The organism is Nitratireductor aquibiodomus (assembly GCF_900105565.1).
GTDB classification, from domain to species: domain Bacteria; phylum Pseudomonadota; class Alphaproteobacteria; order Rhizobiales; family Rhizobiaceae; genus Nitratireductor; species Nitratireductor aquibiodomus.
Genome location: NZ_FNSL01000001.1, coordinates 3,427,459 through 3,441,254 on the forward strand (window position 1 = coordinate 3,427,459; position 13,796 = coordinate 3,441,254).

Here is a 13,796-nt window from a genome sequence, read left to right on the forward strand (position 1 = left end):
CCAGTGCCGCGGACTGCGGCATGACGGCATTCGGGATCAGAGTTCGTAGAACTCGGCGATCTTCGCCCAGGCTTCCTCGGCCGTGTCGACGAAAGTGATCAGCTCATCGTCTCCGGGCGAGATCGTGCCCTGTTCGGCCAGGAAGGCAAGATTGATCGCGCCTTCCCAGAAATCCTTGCCGAACAGCACCACCGGCAAACGCTCCATGCGTCCGGTCTGGATCAGGGTCAGCGTCTCGAACAGTTCGTCCATTGTCCCGAAACCGCCGGGGAACACGGCGACCGCCTTCGCACGCATCATGAAATGCATCTTGCGGATCGCGAAATAGTGGAAGTTGAAGCAGAGCTCGGGCGTCACATAGAGGTTCGGTGCCTGCTCATGCGGCAGCACGATGTTGAGGCCTATGGAGGGGGCGCCGCAATCGGCAGCACCGCGATTGCCGGCTTCCATCACGCCGGGTCCGCCGCCCGTCACCACCACATATTCGCGGTAGTAGGACTTGGCCGATTCTTCCGAGCAGAGCCGCGCGAAATTGCGGGCTTCCTGATAGTAGCGGCTGTTCTTTTCAAGGTTCTTCTTCTGCGTCTCGTTCTTGGCGGCCCAGGCCTCTCCACCGGGCTCGGGCAGGCGCGCGCCACCGAACAGGATCACCGTCGATCGGATGCCACGTTCTGCAAGTGCCATTTCCGGTTTGAGGAGTTCGAGCTGCAAGCGCACCGGCCGCAGTTCGCGTCGGGTCATGAAGTCCTCGTCGTCCCAGGCAAGACGGTAGGTTTCCGCGCGCGTCTGCGGTGTATCGGGCACCTGTCTTGCACGACGCAGGTCTTCATCGGAATGCGGTAGAGGTGTCCAGCCGTTCTCGTCTTTTGAATCCATCGTCATTTATCCGTCCGTTGGCGCGTCCCCGCGCGATCCCGAGATTGACCCCTAGTGACGCTTCGCATAGTTTCCGCGCCGATCTGGGTCCTTCTCCCAAACTATGGCTGAGCCCTTAACAGCTTGTTCAATGGAGCCGCAAGCATGACGAACACCGATGCCGCCGCGCTGGAAAAGACAATTGAAAAGGCATTCGACGAGCGCGACGGCGTTTCGACAGACACACGCGGCGAGATTCGCGATGCGGTGGAAACCTCGCTTCATTTGCTCGACAGCGGCAAGGCGCGTGTTGCAGAGCGTCAGGAGGACGGCTCCTGGAAGGTGAACCAGTGGCTCAAGAAGGCAGTGCTGCTTTCGTTCCGGCTGAACCCGATGCAGGTCATCAAGGGCGGGCCTGGCGATGCCGTCTGGTGGGACAAGGTCGCTTCCAAATTCGACGGCTGGAGCGCAAACGAGTTCGAGAAGGCCGGCTTCCGCGCTGTTCCCAATGCAGTTGTGCGCCACTCGGCCTATGTCGCGCCCGGCGTCGTGCTGATGCCCTCCTTCGTCAATCTCGGCGCCTATGTGGGCGAGGGCACCATGGTCGACACCTGGGCCACCGTCGGCTCCTGCGCGCAGATCGGCAAGAATGTTCATCTTTCGGGCGGAGTCGGCATTGGCGGCGTTCTGGAGCCCATGCAGGCCGGCCCCACCATCATCGAGGATCATTGCTTCATCGGTGCGCGCTCGGAGGTGGTCGAAGGCTGCATCGTGCGTGAAGGCTCGGTGCTCGGCATGGGCGTCTATATCGGCAAGTCGACCAAGATCGTCGACCGCGCCACCGGCGAAGTCTTCTACGGCGAAGTCCCGCCCTATTCGGTGGTCGTCGCCGGCACCATGCCTGGTAAAAACGTACCTGGCGAGAATTGGGGTCCGAGCCTCTACTGCGCCGTGATCGTCAAGCGCGTCGATGAAAAGACCCGCTCCAAGACGTCGATCAACGAACTCCTGCGCGATTGACCGGCCTGCGGAGAAGCACAATGCCCAAGGGACAGATGGCCTGGCTGTTTTTCGGATTTTCCGGACGGGTGAGCCGTGCCGCCTTTTTCCTGGGGGGCATGCTTCTCATTGTCCTGCAGATCTTTGTGCTCTATCGCTTCACCCTGGCGCCGGAAGGGAGCGGCGCCAGCGGCTTATGGGCCCTGCTTTTCTGGGGTCTGGCTGTGGTTTCGATTTTCGCGTCCGTCGCGCTGGGCGTCAAGCGTCTGCATGATTTCGGCAAGCCGGGCATTTTTGCCGTTTCGCTCTTTATCCCGATGGTGTCGATCCTCGCTTTTATCGTGCTTTGCCTCTATCCGGGCGATGCGGGCGCCAACGAATATGGTGATCGGACAAACGCGCCGAAGCAGTAGCCGAAAGGCTGGGCCGCTTGTTGCGTGACAGCAGCCTGATGTTGGATTATCCCTTGCGCATGACACTGCCGACCGATCCCGCCGCGAATCTCGCCGAACTCATCCGTTGCCCCTCCGTCACGCCGGCTGAAGGCCGGGCGCTTTCCGTGCTTCAGGGCATGCTGAAGGCGCTCGACTGCACGGTTGAACGCCCGGTCTTCTCCGAAGAGGGTACGCCCGATATCGAAAATCTTTACGGCAGGCTCGCCGGCGAGGGGCCGCACCTCATGTTCGCCGGTCACACAGATGTGGTGCCGCCCGGCGATGAAGGCGCATGGAAGCATCCGCCCTTTGCCGCCGCCATCGCCGACGGCCAGATGTATGGCCGCGGCGCGGTCGACATGAAGGGCGGCATTGCCTGCTTCGTGGCCGCACTCGCCCGCTATGTGAAGACCCACGGCAGGCCGAAAGGCTCCGTCTCCTTCCTCATCACCGGCGACGAGGAAGGCCCCGCCATCAACGGCACGGTCAAGCTTCTTGAATGGGCCGTGGAACGCGGCGAAAAGTGGGACGCATCGATCGTCGGCGAACCCACCAATCCCGACCGGCTCGGCGACATGATCAAGATCGGCCGGCGCGGTTCGCTCACCGGGCGCATCACCGTCAACGGCCGCCAGGGTCATGTGGCTTATCCGCACCGGGCAGACAATCCGGTGCCCAGCCTCATGCAGCTGCTTGGCGCACTCCTTGAAAAGCCCTTCGATGAAGGCACAGCCGATTTCCAGCCGAGCAATCTGGAAGTCACCACGATTGACGTGGGCAACACGGCGACAAACGTTATTCCTGCAAAGGCGACAGCGGTCTTCAACATCCGCTTCAACGATACGTGGAGCGTGGAAAGCCTGCAGGCTGAAATCCACAACCGGCTCGACCGCGCCGCAGAGGAAAACCGCCTGCGCAAAGGCGCCGAGCAGCCAGTCGATTTCGACATCGACTGGCTTGGCCGCCCGAGCCCCGTTTTCCTGACGCGGGACGAGAAACTGGTCGAAACCCTGTCGGCTTCGGTCGAGGCCGTAGTCGGTGTACGCCCGGAACTCTCCACCTCCGGCGGCACCTCGGATGCACGCTTCATCAAAGATTACTGCCCCGTGGTCGAGTTCGGCCTTGTCGGCCAGACCATGCACATGGTCGATGAGCGTGTGGCGCTGACAGACCTTGAAACCCTGACGCAGATCTATCTGCGTTTTCTTGAAGACTGGTTTGCCTGAATGCCCTCCTTCGCCGAGATCCAGCAGTATTTTGCCGGTGTCTGGCGCATGATGATGGGGCGTTCGGAGGGGCTGCGCCTGCTTGATCTGTCGGCGGACGGTTTCTGGAATTCGTTTTTCGCTATTCTCGTCGCTGTTCCGCCCATGGTGGTGGGATGGGTGACGATTTCCAACGAACTGGCGGGTGCAGATGTTTTCAGCTCCCGCTTCTCACTGTTCGCGCGGTTGCTGCTGACGGACCTGGCGACCTGGGTCCTGCCCTACGTCATTCTGGCGCTCGCCGCGCGCCCAGCCGGCGTTGCTGATCGTTTCGTGCATTACGTGGTGGCCAGCAACTGGGCCTCTGCGCTGTTTTCCTGGGTCATGCTTCCTGTCATGCTCCTCCAGCTGCTTCTGCCGGAGGCTGCCGATCTCACGGGCTCTTTGACCTTCCTCGTTTTCATCGGCACGATGATCCTGTCGTGGCGGCTCACAAATGTCGCCATCGGCAAGGGGCCAGCCGTCGCCACGGCTGTGTTCGCCGCCATGTTTGCGGCGTCCCTCGCAGTGCTTTTCACGGCCGAGGGGCTGCTTGGCCTGTCGCGCGGAGTGGGTTAGGGGCAGGGCCCAAGCAAGTCTCTCAGCGCGCGGCCGATAGAGCGGCAACCAGCGTCAGGAGAGCTGCCATTGCTGCAGCCGCCGGCAGTCCGAGCCCGGCATAAACCGGGCCGAAGCCCAGCGTGCCGACAAAGGCGGCGATATAGGTGGTGGCGCTGTTCAGCCCCATGATCGCGCCGCGTCTGCCGGGCGCGATGCCGCTCAGCCGTACGATCAGCATGTTGAGACCGAGATGGTTTGCCAGACCCCACACAAAAGCCACGGCAAGCAGGATGCCAAAGCTATGCGCGCCCCACATCATGAAGAGGTAGATTGCAGCGACGAAGGCAAAGGCGAAGGGCAGAAGATTGTGAGCGCCGAGGCGCTGAACGGGTCTGTCGAGCAGCACCGCTCCGCCAAATCCGAGCCCGTAGACCAGTGTCAAAAGTCCGTTTGCGCTAACGGGTTTGCCAAGTGCACCGGCAAGATGGGCGCCGATATAGCCATAAACGCCGTAGAACGAGGCCATGAAAGCACCGCAGGCCAGAAGCAGCGGAAGAAGACCCGGCGTGCGAAGGGCTGCCAGCGGCGCCATGGCGGGCTCGTCGGATGGCGTGTCGCGCCGCCCGTTGAGAGCCAGTATCAGGAAGGCACCCACGGCCAGCAGACATACAAGGGCAAACACGGCGCGCCAGTGCAATATGTCCGCCAGCACCGCTGAAAGGGAGACACCTGCGACAAGGCTGAGCGTCCAGCCTGTCAGAACGATCCCCACGGTTTCCGTCTCGCGCCCGGCAGGGGCAACCGTGGCGGCATTGGTGTAAATCGCCGGCAGGGCGACGCCCGCAGCAAGCCCCGCGACAAGCTGCGCGGCCACCAGCATCGCCAGAACCGGGGCGAGCGCGCTGACACCGAGTGCGGCTGCAAGCGCTGCAAAGGCCAGCCGCAGCATGCGCCATGCGCCGAGACGGTCGATATGGCGCGTCAGAAAAAGGGCGCTGCCGGCCGTGCCCAGGCCGAAAGCGGCCGAGGCGATCATCACACCCTGGACCGAAGCGTCGAGCGAACGCGAAACCTCCGGTGCGATCGGGGACAGAACGAGCGAGTTGCAGCCGATCACGGCGACGCATCCCGTCAGCAGAAAGACGGCCGGCGGAATGCGGCCGTCGAGCGCCAGCGCCAGAGGCTCTTCGATTGGAGTTTGATTGATCTTCGACATAAAGGCATACTGACCGAATGAAATTAAGCATCAATCGGAAAATGCCGAACCATGAAAGAAACAGATGATATTCGCTCGCTGGCTGCCGCGGCACAGCAGCTGGACCCGATGGACCGAAAAATATTAGCCGTTCTGGTCGAGGATGCGACAGTCAGCTACGCCGAGCTGGGCAAGCGGGTGGGCCTTTCTGCACCCGCCGCCCATGAACGGGTCAAGCGGCTCAAGAAAAGCGGTGCGATTCGCCGCATGGCGGCGTTGATCGATCCGGGCGCGGTGGGCAAGGGGTTGCTCGCCTTCATCCATGTGGACACGAGCGGCTGGGGCAAGACGCCGGCATTGATGGCAATCGCCGAGTGTCCTGAGGTGGAAGAGGTCCATTCGGTGGCGGGCGATGCCTGCATGTTGCTGAAAGTGCGCGCAGCTTCGACCCGCGCGCTGGAAGGTCTTCTTGCCCGTCTCTATGACACGCCGGGCGTCAAGGCCACACGCAGCTATGTGGTGCTCTCCACCTATCTGGAGCGGCCACCGCAGCCGGGTGTAACCTTGTCATGGCCGGTGCCGAAGGCCGCGCGGCCGGCAGAGATCGTTCAGTAGTCCACACGCGTGAGGTAGAGCCCATGCGGTGGCGCGACCGGGCCACAGGCCTTGCGGTCGCGGGCTTCGAGCGCCCGGGTCACATCATCTGCGCTCCAGCCGCCTTCGCCCACACGCTTCAGCGTTCCTGCGAAGGACCGCACCTGATTGTGCAGGAAGGAGCGGGCCGAGGCGCGGATTTCCACGAATTCGCCATTGCGCGTCACGTCCAGCTTCTCGAGCGTCTTGATCGGGCTCTTCGCCTGGCACTGGGCTGCGCGGAACGTGGTGAAATCATGGGTTCCGACCAGCCTCTGAGCAGCCTCGTGCATCGCTTCCGCATCGAGCGGGGCCGCCACATGCCAGGCATGAGCGCGGTCCACTGTCAGTGGCGGGCGGCGATTGTGAATGCGGTAGAGATAGTGTCGGGCCTTGGCGGAAAAGCGTGCATCGAAATCGTCCGGCACCTGCGCAGCCTCAATCACGGCAACCGTCTCCTCCGCCATGGCGAGATGCGCATTGATCGCGTTCTGTACGGTGCGCGCCGTCCATTCTCGCGAAAGGTTGAAATGCGCCACCTGCGCCAGCGCGTGCACGCCGGTGTCCGTGCGTCCGGCGCCGAAAAGCGTCACCTCTTCGCCTGAAAAGGCGGCGATGGCGGTCTCCAGCGCGGCCTGCACGGAGTGATGGGTAGCCTGCCGCTGCCAGCCGAAATAGGGCCCACCATCATATTCGATGTCGATGCGAAAACGCGCCATGCTTAAAGCCCGCCAAAGGCTGGAGCATAAACGAGTTTACCTGTGCTCGGTGCATCATTGCCCCAGTGCACGGCCTGCAGTGCCTCGCACTGATAGTCGCTCTCAAAATTTGTCGCATCCTCATGCCGATAGCCGAAGCGGCCGTAATAGGCTGGTTCGCCCAGGACAACAGACAGCGTTTCGCCGCCGTCGATCAGGCGCTGGTGAGCTTCCTCGACAAGCCGCGCGGCAATCCCCTGCCTTTGGAGGGCAGGCGAAACGGCAAGCGGCGCGAGCGCTACGGCGGGGAAGCGAGCGTCGCCGTTCATGACATGAAGGCGCGAGAAGAGCACATGGCCGCACACCGTGCCTTCAGTTTCAGCCACGAGCGAAAGAACCACGTCGCCATCTGCATGAAGTGCCTGAACAAGCATTGCTTCGCCATCGCCGCCAAAAGCAGTGCGCAGCAGGGTATGGACCGCGTCGCGGTCGGCAACGGTTTCGGTACGAATATTCACTGCGTTCATGGAAGCACGGTTCCTTTTCCGAGCTTCGCCCCGCGCAGGAAGTCCACCGCCTGAATGGGCTTTCCGCCGGCGCGCTGCACTTCGGTCAGCCGCACTGCGCCGTCGCCGCAGGCGATCGTCAGAGCGTCGTCCAGCACTTCGCCGGGCGCGCCTTCGCCCCTGCCCATCTCCGCTCGCAGAATTTTGACGCGCTCCGGTTTGCTGCCGAATGTCATCTCGCACCAGGCGCCGGGAAAGGGCGAAAGCCCGCGAATGTGATCGTGAACCGCGCGGGCAGGGCTGTTCCAGTCGACACGCGTTTCCTCTTTCAGGATCTTCTTGGCATAGGTCGCGCCCTCCTCGGGCTGCGGTGTCAGCGTAAGCGCCCCTTTTTCGAGCGCATCCATGGCTTCGACCATGAGGGAAGCGCCCGTTTCCTTCAGCACATCGTGCAGTTCGCCGCCTGTCATGTCCGGGGTGATGGCAACGCGGGATGTCATGGCCACGGGTCCGGTGTCGAGCCCTTCGTCCATCTTCATCACCATCATGCCGGTTTCTGTGTCGCCGGCCATGATCGCGCGCTGGATGGGAGCAGCCCCTCGCCAGCGGGGGAGAAGCGAGGCGTGACCGTTGAAACAGCCAAGCCGTGTGCCTTCCAGAATGGGCTTTGGAAGAAGAAGCCCGTAAGCCACCACGATGGCCGCATCCGCTTCAAGCGCGGCAAAGGCGGCCTGCTCATCCTCGCCCTTGAGCGATTTCGGCGTCCGCACCTCGATCCCGAGCGCTTCTGCAGCCTGATGAACGGGCGACTTGGTGAGCTCAAGTCCGCGTCGTCCGGCAGGTCGCGGCGGCTGCGAATAGACGGCGACGATCTCGTGCCCGGCCCCAGCCAGCGCCTGCAATGTGCCGACGGAGAAATCCGGAGTGCCCATGAAGATGAGACGAAGTGCCATGCCGCGTGTCCGATGCGTTCAGTCAGTCAAACGAGCGCACCCGCGCTCCTGCGGTGCTTGAAGCGGATTTATCCGCTTCTGGTCAAGCCCTGCAGGGCCAATTGCCTCACATGGCAGGATTGGGTCAGCCGACCATGCGCGCGGGCGGGCGGTCCTTGGCGAGTTTCCTGAACTTGCGCACCACCATGTCGCGCTTGAGCTTCGACAGATAGTCGATGAACAGAACACCGTTCAGATGGTCGATCTCGTGCTGCAGGCAGGTGGCAAGCAGGCCGTCGGCCTCCACGGTCTGCTGCTTGCCGTCCAGATCGAGATAGTTGACCGTCACGCCGGCAGGCCGCTCCACTTCCGCATAGTAATCGGGAATGGAAAGGCATCCTTCCTCATGCACATTGCGCTGATCGGTGCTGGCAACGATCTGCGGGTTTATCACCACCATCGGCGCCGGCTCTTCGTCCTTCTCCGAAACGTCGATCACGAGCATGCGCAACGGCTCGCCCACCTGAATGGCGGCGAGGCCTATGCCCGGCGCGTCATACATGGTTGCCAGCATGTCGTCGGCAAATGTGCGTAACTGATCGTCAAAGCGCTCGACCGGCTTGGAGGTCTCGCGCAGGATGGGGTCGGGAAGAAGAACAAGTGGTTTAATCGTCATGGCAGTCAGGTAAGCCCTGCCTGCGAGAAGGTCAATACGGAACGCGTGTTCACGTTTTGGTCTTATGATGGGGTTGCGAATCGTCTAGAGTGCCGCGCATGAATGAGATGTCCGACATTTTTTCCACGCCCGTGGCGCAGCTGGGTGCCAGCACATTCACGCTTGGCCAGCTTCTTCTTGCCGGCGGCATCCTGCTCTTCGTGTTGATGGCCGGGCTTGTGACCGGGCTCTGGCGCGCTGCGCGCGCACGCGCGGTGGCGGCTGCCGAAGCCGCCCAGCATGCCCGCGAGGCGGAAGCCCGCATGGCCGAGCTCACCAAGGCGCAGGCGGAGCTTCAGGGCCGCATGGGTTCGATTGCCGAAGTGTTCGGCAGCCGGCAGGCGGAGCTGACCAAGGCCCTGTCTGACCGGCTTGACGGCATGAGCTCGCGGCTTGGCCAGTCCATCACCGAGCAGACCAAATCGACGCACGAGAATCTCGCAAAACTGCAGGAGCGGCTGGCGGTCATCGACACGGCACAGAACAACATCCAGTCACTCGCCGGTCAGGTGGTGCAGCTTCAGCAGATCCTCTCCAACAAGCAGACGCGCGGCGCCTTCGGCCAGTCGCGCATGGAGGCGATCATCGCCGACGGCCTGCCGCACACGGCCTATGAATTTCAGGCGACGCTCTCCAATGGCAGCCGGCCCGACTGTGTGGTCAAGATGCCCAATGATGCACCATCTCTGGTGATCGATGCGAAATTTCCGCTCGAAGCGTGGAACGCCATCCGTGCGGCATCCGAAGGTGAAGGTGGTTCGCCCGAAGCCCGAAAGGCCGCAGAATCGGCGTTTCGCCGCGATGTCGAGGTTCACATCAAGGCGATCTCGGAGAAATATCTGCTGACCGGCGAGACACAGGACACGGCCTTCATGTTCGTGCCGTCAGAATCGATCTTTGCCGAGATCCACGAAAATTTCGAAAACCTCGTCCAGCGCGCCCATCGCGCCCGTGTGGTGATCGTTTCGCCATCGCTCCTGATGCTGTCCATTCAGGTCATTCAGGCAGTCCTCAAGGATGCGCGCATGCGCGAGCAGGCACATCTGATCCAGGCCGAAGTGGTGCGTCTCATGGAGGATGTCGGCCGGCTGGATGATCGGGTCCGCAAACTGCAGACCCATTTCATGCAGGCCAACAAGGACATCGACATGATCCTCACCTCGACCGACAAGGTCACCAAGCGGGGTGCGAAGATCGAGGCGCTGGAGCTGGGCGCGGGCGAGGCCGAGAAGCCCGGGGCAAGCGACAATCGTCTCGCTCCCAAAAAGCCGGATGGCGAGGGTGGCCCGGGCTCCGGCCAGTTGCGCCTGCGTGTGGTTGACGAATAATTCGAGTATTTTCGAAATAGTGTTGACGGCGTGGATGCGAGCCTCTAGGCGTCCGCGGCATGGAACTTGAAACGGCATCATCCCAGCTAGAAGCCCTCGGCAACCCGGTGCGGCTACGCCTCTACCGCCTGCTTGTGCGTGCGGGCGATGAAGGCTTGGCCGTGGGCGCGCTTCAGGAGCGTTTGCCCATGCCCGCCTCCACGCTTTCGCATCATTGCAAGAAGCTTGTGGAGACCGGGCTGATCACGCGCGAGAGACAGGGCACCACGCTGATCTGCCGTGCGCATTACCCTGCCATGCATGCGCTGATCGGCTATCTGGTCAATGAATGCTGTGCCGACAGCAACTCCAGCTCTATCCCCGGGGAACATTGACCATGGCGCGTGCCCTGACCGCGGACCCCGGCTACCGGCGCATGATTACAGCGCTCGGCATTGCCCAGATCTGTTCCTGGGGCTCGATCTTTTACAGTTTCCCGCTCATCGCTGAAGCGATGCGGATTGAGCTTGGCTGGTCAAAACCGCTTCTCTATGGCGGTGCCACGGCGGGCCTGATACTTGCTGCGCTCGCTGCCTATCCGGTCGGGGCGGCGATCGACCGGGGGCAGGGGCGCTGGGTCATGAGCGGCGCGTCCCTCATGGCCGGGCTTCTCTATCTCCTGTGGTCGCAGGTCGACAGCATCGCCCTGTTCTACGTGGTCGTTCCGCTGCTTGGCGCGCTGCAGGCGGCAACCCTCTATGAACCGGCCTTCGCTGTGCTCGCCCGCCGCGTCGGTGCACTGGAGGCCCGGCGCGCCATCACCGCGCTGACATTGTGGGGCGGCTTCGCCAGCACCGTGTTCGTGCCGCTTGTTCAATGGCTTATCGACACGCTCGACTGGCGTGGCGCGCTGATGGTGCTGGGCGCAATCAACGCCTTCCTGTGCGCCAGCCTCTATTTCGCGGTGATCGACCCCACAAAAGACAGGCCGAAAGAGCCGGCAAGGGACACCGGAACGCCCGAACTCGCCGGCCGCGCTGCAGTTTCCTGGGCGTTTCGTCAGCCGGTCTTCTGGGCGCTGGTGCTCTTTCTCGTGCTTTATGCCGGTGTTTTCTCCAGCCTGAGCTTCCACATCTATCCGCTGCTTCTGGAGCGCGGGCTGGGTGCCGGCGAAGTCGTCAGCATCGTCGCCGTCATCGGCCCGGCGCAGGTTGCCGGTCGCATTGCCATCTGGACTTTTGCGCCTGACGCGCCCGTCCGCCGCATCGGCGCGATCATGGTGGGGGTCTTTCCGCTGGTGCTCATCGGCTATGCTTTCGCCCCACCGCACATACTGGTTATCGCTGCCATTGCCGCATTCTATGGCGCCGCCAATGGCATGATGACAATCGTGCGCGGGCTGGCCGTGCCGGAAATGCTGAGCCGCGAGGCCTATGGCGCGATCAACGGCGCACTCATCACACCGTCACGCCTGGTGGAGGCGGTTGCGCCTCTGGGCGTCGCAGCACTCTGGGCGGCAAGCGGCGGATATGACCTTTATCTGATGCTCGCTTTCGCCGCGACACTGGTCATGGTCGGGGCGTTCTGGATGGCGGCTTTTCTGGCCCGCCCAAAATTTCCGAAAACGGCCTGAAACGGAAGAATTCCGTTCCAGAGCCATGATTTTTTCGAAATTCCAGCCGGATTTCCGGAAAAGCAGGCCTAGCCTGAGAAACGCTCCGTCAGCGCGTCAAGAGCCGCCTGGTCAGACGGGGATCGCTCCCGAAGTGCTGTCACGAGACAGGCCTCGGAACGCAGGATCACACCGTCATCGAGCACCTTCAGATGGTTGGCCGTGAGCGTCGATCCGGTCGAGGTGATATCGACGATCACATCGGCCGAACCCGCCGCCGGCGCGCCTTCGGTCGCGCCGAGGCTTTCCACGATGCGGTAGACCTGAATGCCGTGCTTCTGGGAAAAGAACTGCTGGGTCAGCCGCCAGTATTTCGTGGCGATCCTGAGCCGGCGTCCGTGCCGGTGGCGGAAATCGGCTGCGACATCGTCAAGATCGGCCATGGTCGCCACGTCGAACCAGACTTCCGGCACCGCGACCACCACGTCTGCCCGGCCAAAGCCCAGCCTTGCGGCGATCTCCACCTTGCGCTGCCAGTCGGGAATGGTCTCGCGCACCAGGTCTTCGCCGGTTACGCCGAGATCGACCGTGCCGCGCTCCAGTTCCCGCGCGATTTCGGATGCGGAAAGGAAGGCGATCTCGACACCGTCCACGCCTTCGAGCGTGGCGCGGTAGCGCCGGTCGTTTTCCGGCAGGTGGACGGTCAGACCGGCCTTTTCGAGCTGTGCCAGCGCGTTTTCCTTCAGGCGGCCCTTGGAGGGCAGGGCAAGGGTGATGCTCATGCCGCTGTCTCCTTCAGACCTGCCACGCGATCGAGCCAGATGGAAAAGCCGACGCCGGGAATGGGCGTCTCCGCGCCCAGAAGGGTCAGAAGCCGGTCATAGCGTCCACCGCCGGCCAACACCGTACCTTTGGGAGAGGCGACCTCGAACACGAACCCGGTGTAATAATCGAGTGGACGACCGAAGCCGGCATCATAGGTCAGCGCCTCGAGCGGCAGGCCCTCGTCAGAAATCCGCTGAGCACGCGCGGCGTAGGTTTCGAGTGCGTCATCGAGAATGAGCCCGTTCTCGGCGGCGAAGGCAGAAAGCCGTTCGCCCGCTTCGGCAAAGGGAACGCGCATGGCAACGAATGCCTTCAGCGCGCCCATGGCTTCATCTGTTAGCCGGACGCTGCGCAGGTCCGCCTTCTCGATGAGCCGCCGGGCGATCTCCTGCGGGGCACGACCGGCAGAGGGAGAAATCCCGGTTTCGTCCATCACCGTGGCAATATGCTCCGACAAAGCGGCCTCGTCGCCACGGGCCACAAGCCCGGCGATGGCGCGCGGCAGGTTTGCGGCTCCCTGCGGGTTGGCGAGATCGTCGAGCGCGGCCTGCAGAAGCTTTTGCGAGCCGAAGGCGCGGGTCAGGCGCATCTGCCAGCCGCGCGGCAGGCCAAGGGCCGAAAGCACCGCCTCGAACACGGCCTGATCTCCCAGCGTGACGGAGAGCGCATGGCCCGGCAGAACACGCGTCAAAAGCGCATGGGCATCGGCCAGCGAGCGGGCATCCGCGCCGGCGCGGTCGCTTGCGCCAAGGTCCTCAATGCCGGCCTGAAAGAACTCGGCCCCGCCCTCGCGCTGCTGGCGGAACACCTCGCCCAGATAGGCATAGCGCTGCGGGGTCGCGGCGCGCTTTTCGATATGGTCGCGGCAGACGGGAATGGTGAACTCCGGCCTGAGGCAGAGATTGGCGCCGGTCTCGCTCTCCGTCAGGAAGATGCGGCGGCGCAGATCCTCGCCGGCCATATCCAGAAATGGATCGGCCGGCTGGATGATGGGGATGTCGGTCAGTGCCGCATCGCGTTCGGCAAAGAGCGCGACGATTTTGTCGGCGAAGTCGGGCGCGCGCAGGGTCATTGGGGCGTGTCCCTGAAGAAGCTGACGTCCGTCATCCCGGCCGACCGGAGGGAGAGCCGGGACCCATTGAGAGGTGCGGCCGGCCACCGCAGAAGAAGCCCGCCGCGCTGACGGGTGCCAAGATCGGAACTGGGCCGCGCACTGTCGCGGTCTTCCAATGGGTCCCGGCTCTCCCTTCGGTCGGCCGGGATGACGGCGTTGGCATCGG

16 protein-coding genes are annotated in these 13,796 nt (G+C 62.9%); 8 read left to right on the forward strand and 8 right to left on the reverse strand.

Going from position 1 to position 13,796, the window contains the following annotated elements:
- Positions 1-36: 36 nt before the first annotated feature.
- Positions 37-876, reverse strand: coding sequence for an LOG family protein (locus BLW55_RS16190; protein ID WP_090329477.1), 840 nt, complete (start codon positions 874-876; stop codon positions 37-39).
- 144 nt (positions 877-1,020) lie between these two features.
- Here BLW55_RS16190 and dapD point away from each other — a divergent pair, with 144 nt between their 5' ends.
- The 4 genes from dapD to BLW55_RS16210 are packed head-to-tail and all read left to right on the forward strand — an operon-like array spanning position 1,021 to position 4,111.
- The gene (gene dapD, locus BLW55_RS16195) at positions 1,021-1,875 is read left to right on the forward strand and encodes a 2,3,4,5-tetrahydropyridine-2,6-dicarboxylate N-succinyltransferase (protein ID WP_007009660.1); all 855 of its coding nucleotides are present in this window, start codon (positions 1,021-1,023) and stop codon (positions 1,873-1,875) included.
- A 20-nt stretch (positions 1,876-1,895) separates the two neighbouring features.
- On the forward strand, positions 1,896-2,267 hold the full coding sequence (locus tag BLW55_RS16200) for a DUF805 domain-containing protein (protein ID WP_090329478.1): 372 nt from the start codon (positions 1,896-1,898) through the stop codon (positions 2,265-2,267).
- Positions 2,268-2,326: 59 nt separating this feature from the next.
- A complete protein-coding gene (dapE, locus tag BLW55_RS16205) occupies positions 2,327-3,514 on the forward strand; it encodes a succinyl-diaminopimelate desuccinylase (protein ID WP_090330028.1) in 1,188 nt (395 codons plus the stop codon).
- Positions 3,515-4,111: a hypothetical protein gene (locus tag BLW55_RS16210; RefSeq protein ID WP_025029999.1), complete on the forward strand. Its 597-nt coding sequence runs from the start codon at positions 3,515-3,517 to the stop codon at positions 4,109-4,111.
- Between the two features lie 22 nt (positions 4,112-4,133).
- On the opposite strand, the gene BLW55_RS16215 is transcribed toward BLW55_RS16210, so the two are convergent.
- Entirely contained in the window at positions 4,134-5,309 is a 1,176-nt protein-coding gene (locus BLW55_RS16215; protein ID WP_090329479.1) for an MFS transporter, read from the reverse strand.
- A 51-nt stretch (positions 5,310-5,360) separates the two neighbouring features.
- Between BLW55_RS16215 and BLW55_RS16220 the strand changes: the two genes are divergently transcribed.
- Positions 5,361-5,903, forward strand: a complete 543-nt coding sequence (locus tag BLW55_RS16220; protein WP_025029998.1) for an Lrp/AsnC family transcriptional regulator — start codon at positions 5,361-5,363, stop codon at positions 5,901-5,903.
- Here BLW55_RS16220 and truA read toward each other — a convergent pair.
- From truA to def, 4 genes are all read right to left on the reverse strand, one after another.
- Complete coding sequence (gene truA, locus BLW55_RS16225) at positions 5,897-6,640, reverse strand: tRNA pseudouridine(38-40) synthase TruA (RefSeq protein ID WP_025029997.1); 744 nt, start codon at positions 6,638-6,640, stop codon at positions 5,897-5,899. The genes BLW55_RS16220 and truA overlap by 7 nt on opposite strands.
- 2 nt (positions 6,641-6,642) lie before the next feature.
- On the reverse strand, positions 6,643-7,146 hold the full coding sequence (locus BLW55_RS16230; protein ID WP_090329480.1) for a GNAT family N-acetyltransferase: 504 nt from the start codon (positions 7,144-7,146) through the stop codon (positions 6,643-6,645).
- Positions 7,143-8,078, reverse strand: coding sequence for a methionyl-tRNA formyltransferase (gene fmt, locus BLW55_RS16235; RefSeq protein WP_090329481.1), 936 nt, complete (start codon positions 8,076-8,078; stop codon positions 7,143-7,145). Before fmt ends, BLW55_RS16230 begins: the two co-directional genes overlap by 4 nt.
- Positions 8,079-8,202: 124 nt before the next feature.
- On the reverse strand, positions 8,203-8,733 hold the full coding sequence (def, locus tag BLW55_RS16240) for a peptide deformylase (RefSeq protein ID WP_007009651.1): 531 nt from the start codon (positions 8,731-8,733) through the stop codon (positions 8,203-8,205).
- A gap of 98 nt (positions 8,734-8,831) precedes the next feature.
- Here def and BLW55_RS16245 point away from each other — a divergent pair, with 98 nt between their 5' ends.
- From BLW55_RS16245 to BLW55_RS16255, 3 genes are read left to right on the forward strand one after another with little or no spacing between them, the layout of a single operon-like run.
- Positions 8,832-10,100 (forward strand): DNA recombination protein RmuC, encoded by a 1,269-nt coding sequence (locus BLW55_RS16245; protein WP_090329482.1) that lies wholly within the window; start codon positions 8,832-8,834, stop codon positions 10,098-10,100.
- Between the two features lie 59 nt (positions 10,101-10,159).
- Positions 10,160-10,474: an ArsR/SmtB family transcription factor gene (locus BLW55_RS16250; RefSeq protein ID WP_025031325.1), complete on the forward strand. Its 315-nt coding sequence runs from the start codon at positions 10,160-10,162 to the stop codon at positions 10,472-10,474.
- Positions 10,475-10,476: 2 nt separating this feature from the next.
- A complete protein-coding gene (locus tag BLW55_RS16255; RefSeq protein WP_090329483.1) occupies positions 10,477-11,712 on the forward strand; it encodes an MFS transporter in 1,236 nt (411 codons plus the stop codon).
- Between the two features lie 68 nt (positions 11,713-11,780).
- Here the strand turns inward: BLW55_RS16255 and hisG are convergent, their stop codons facing one another.
- Together hisG and BLW55_RS16265 are read right to left on the reverse strand one after the other, a co-directional pair.
- Positions 11,781-12,473 carry an ATP phosphoribosyltransferase gene (hisG, locus tag BLW55_RS16260; RefSeq protein WP_090329484.1) on the reverse strand — a complete coding sequence of 231 codons (693 nt, stop codon included), beginning with the start codon at positions 12,471-12,473 and terminating at the stop codon, positions 11,781-11,783.
- Complete coding sequence (locus BLW55_RS16265) at positions 12,470-13,588, reverse strand: ATP phosphoribosyltransferase regulatory subunit (protein ID WP_090329485.1); 1,119 nt, start codon at positions 13,586-13,588, stop codon at positions 12,470-12,472. Before BLW55_RS16265 ends, hisG begins: the two co-directional genes overlap by 4 nt.
- Positions 13,589-13,796: the final 208 nt, after the last annotated feature.